4 protein-coding genes are annotated in these 3217 nt (G+C 49.5%); 3 read left to right on the top strand and 1 reads right to left on the bottom strand.

Going from position 1 to position 3217, the window contains the following annotated elements; genetic code table 11:
• The 3 genes from D5S03_RS01085 to D5S03_RS01075 form a co-directional block, all read left to right on the top strand.
• The coding region (locus tag D5S03_RS01085) for a DUF294 nucleotidyltransferase-like domain-containing protein (RefSeq protein ID WP_287042421.1) at positions 1-1569 on the top strand (1569 nt) is incomplete at its 5' end.
• A gap of 187 nt (positions 1570-1756) precedes the next feature.
• Complete coding sequence (locus D5S03_RS01080) at positions 1757-1999, top strand: ribbon-helix-helix domain-containing protein (protein WP_008868904.1); 243 nt, start codon at positions 1757-1759, stop codon at positions 1997-1999.
• The gene (locus tag D5S03_RS01075; RefSeq protein ID WP_008868903.1) at positions 1984-2322 is read left to right on the top strand and encodes a type II toxin-antitoxin system PemK/MazF family toxin; all 339 of its coding nucleotides are present in this window, start codon (positions 1984-1986) and stop codon (positions 2320-2322) included. The genes D5S03_RS01080 and D5S03_RS01075 overlap by 16 nt, the downstream gene beginning before the upstream one ends.
• A 112-nt stretch (positions 2323-2434) precedes the next feature.
• On the opposite strand, the gene D5S03_RS01070 is transcribed toward D5S03_RS01075, so the two are convergent.
• A partial coding sequence (locus D5S03_RS01070; RefSeq protein WP_287042420.1) for an ATP-binding protein occupies positions 2435-3217 on the bottom strand: 783 nt, incomplete at its 5' end.

Here is a 3217-nt window from a genome sequence, read left to right as displayed (position 1 = left end):
CTGGATATTTGTTCCCGCTATCCTGAATTCATTCAGCACTTCGCCCGGAATTTCTGCAGTCATATGCTTCAGGCACCATACCAGGCCCTGATTACCGGCAGCATGGACGATGAAAAACAGGTATCACCCTCTGCCTTTCTAAACCTTAAGCTAAAGGATATTTTTTCAAGAGAATTCGCCTCATGCAGCGAGTACGCCAGCATCAAGGAGGCGGCCGCCATCATGCGGGACCATAAAAAAAGCGCCGTGGTAACCATGAATGCCCTGGATCAAAGCATAGGACTGCTTACAGACAATGACCTGCGCAGCAAGGTGGTCAGCCAAAATTACCCGGTACACAACCCGGTGAAGGAGATTGCATCCAGGCCCCTGATTACTCTGTCTGAAGATTCCCAGGTGTTTGAAGCCATTATCATGATGATGAAACACAGTGTTAAACATCTGGTAATCACCGACGACCGGGACAATGTACTGGGCATAGCCACGGAACAGGACCTTCTGCTGGCTCAGGGCAGGTCCCCGGTTTATCTTATGAGGGAGATTCAACTGGCTCAGACCCTTGAAGAGCTCAAACACAGGCAGCTCCAGGTGCCGGGCATGATCAAGTCCCTCATGGACAGCGGGGCCAGGGCGGGTCATCTGAACCGGATCATCACCGAGATTTCCGATGCCATACTTAAAAAAATCGCAGCCTGGACAATAGACGAAATGGGGCATCCTCCGGCGCGGTTTGCATTCATGATCCTGGGCAGCGAAGGGCGTAAGGAGCAGACCCTCAAGACGGACCAGGACAATGCCATAGTGTACGAAGACGTAGAGCCGGAGCGAGAAGAGGAGGTAAGAAAATATTTTCTGGAACTTGGCGACAGGATATGCACCCGGCTGGATGAGGTGGGTTTTTCTTTCTGTAATTTCGGCATAATGGCCCGGAATCCCAAGTGGTGCCAGTCACTGGGCCAGTGGAAAACATACTTCTGGGACTGGATTCACCAGGTGGAGCCGGAGGATCTTCTGCATTCCAGTATATTTTTTGACTTCAGGCTGGGCTACGGGGATAAAGGCATGGTGAATGAGCTCAGGCAGTACCTTTTTGAATCCCTGGGAAAATGGAAGGGTTTTTTCAGGCACTTTGCCGAAAATGCTCTGCATTTCAAGCCGCCGCTGGACTTTTTCGGCAACCTGGTTATAAAAAACACCAAAGAAAAGAAAAACTGCCTGGATATAAAGCAGCCCATGCAGCTTCTGGTGGATTTCGCCCGACTTTATGCCCTGAAGTATTTTATTGCTGAAACCAACACCCTGGACAGGCTGGAAAAACTGCGTCAACAGGGCGTACTCTCTGGACAGGACTTTGATGAGCTATCCCATGCCTACGGCTTCATGATGCTTCTGCGCCTGTCGCACCAGGCCCGGATGATAGTGGACGATGGTAAACCCGCGGACAACCTGATACAGCCGAAGATGCTCACCTATATCGACCGGCAGTCCCTGAAGGAGGCCTTCAAAAGAATCAAAACCGCTCAGGGCAAAATGCGCATGGAACTCACCCAGGACATAGGCATATCCTGAAAAGGTCCGTTTTTTACCCAGAATGAGTTTGACGCAAAATGGGTAAAAAGAGCTTCTGTATTCAGGCTGCATTGAATTGCATAAGTACTCATTGCCTCAAGCCGGCTATAATTAATGTCTCCGGCCTGCAAAAAACATTTGCAAGCGATCGAGGTATGATTTATTGTCATACTCGGAGGTGATAAATATGGCTGCTTCAAAAATTGCAATCACAATTGACGACAAGACACTTAAGCGGCTTGATCTTCTCGTTAAATCCAAAGTGTATCCCAATCGCAGCAACGCCATTCAGCAGGCTGTTGCTGAAAAGCTGCAACGCATTGACAAAAGCCGTCTGGCCCGGGAATGCGCCAAGCTTGATCCGGGAGTTGAACAATCGTCAGCTGAAGAAGGCTTCGCATGGGAGTTGGAAGAATGGCCGGAATATTAAGGGGGGAAATCTACTGGGCAGATTTAAACCCGGTAACTGGCCAGGAACAGGGCGGCTTACGCCCTGTTCTTGTTTTAAGCCACAACGTCTTTAATGAGAGATCCGGCACGGTCATTGCCGTAGCCATTACCAGTCAGCCTCAACGGGCGGGTTTTCCTTTGACCCTTGAACTGTCAGATACAGAACTTCCCAAAAGATCCTGGGCCAAAATCAGCCAGGTACGTACGCTCTCAACAAAGCGGATTGGGAAAAAGATTGCCAGCGCATCTTCGGAGGAACTTGTAAGCATCATTGACGGGTTGAATGAGATTGTCGGCGGCTGACCAGTATCCCCCGGGGATTTTTTGCCTGCCCCGGTCAGCCTCTTGTCCTTGCCTATCCTGACAGCAGTCACGTCAACGGACCCTGGTGCATAACTTTTGAATGGCAGCAAAGTCAGGAGCTTAACTCCGCCAGAAATGCGGCCGCGTTTCTGATCTGGATCCCATCTACATACTGTTCGCGCCTTAAATTCATTATTGCCTGAGTGCACTGTGCGTTTTGAAAGAATTTTTCTCTGAAGAAATTAAAGGACCTGGAAGGAGATTCATCAGAAAGTTTCACTTCAATCATATGCATATCCCCGGAATCATCCAGCAGGGCAAAGTCGATTTCTTTACCGTCTTTGGTCCGCAGATAATGCAGGTGTACGCCTTTGGCAGTGGTGTCGTTGATAAAATTCACATGCTTGAGCAGAGATACGGCAATAGTATTTTCCAGCTTTACTCCCTGATCCCCGAGCACCAGACCAGTATCATAAAAATAAAGTTTGGGTTCCTTTAAAATAGAACGGGCGACATTCTTATGATAGGGGCGTACCAGGAAGACAATATACAGACTTTCCAGAATGGATATGTAGTTCTGCACGGTCTGCGGCGCAACCTGCAGATCCCGGGCAATGGAGCTGAAAGAAAGGGGTGAACCTGCCCTGGATCGAAGCATTTCCAGGAGAAACTTCATGGTTTTTAGTTCGCTGATCCTGCCGAATTCCAGAATATCTTCCCTGACAAGGTCAGTGTAATACTGCTTGCGCCACCTGGCGGCATAATCAGCTGAGCCGGACAGACAGGGTTCAGGAAAGCCCCCCAGCTCATTAAGTACTTCAAGGGCGTCTTGCGGTGGCATATGACCGGCCAGTTCAGGCACACCAAGGGGCAGCAGGTGATAATGAAAGTACCT

It is taken from the genome of Desulfonatronospira sp. MSAO_Bac3, from assembly GCF_003838035.1.
Classification (GTDB): domain Bacteria; phylum Desulfobacterota; class Desulfovibrionia; order Desulfovibrionales; family Desulfonatronovibrionaceae; genus Desulfonatronospira; species Desulfonatronospira thiodismutans.
The sequence above is the reverse complement of the archived record's forward strand: the minus strand, read 5'-3'. Positions and strand labels throughout refer to the sequence as shown.

Bases quoted from the DNA above. Each gene is read 5' to 3' on its own strand.
- D5S03_RS01080 (WP_008868904.1), top strand. From the start codon at position 1,757: ATGGCTGCTTCAAAAATTGCAATCACAATTGACGACAAGACACTTAAG.
- D5S03_RS01075 (WP_008868903.1), top strand. From the start codon at position 1,984: ATGGCCGGAATATTAAGGGGGGAAATCTACTGGGCAGATTTAAACCCG.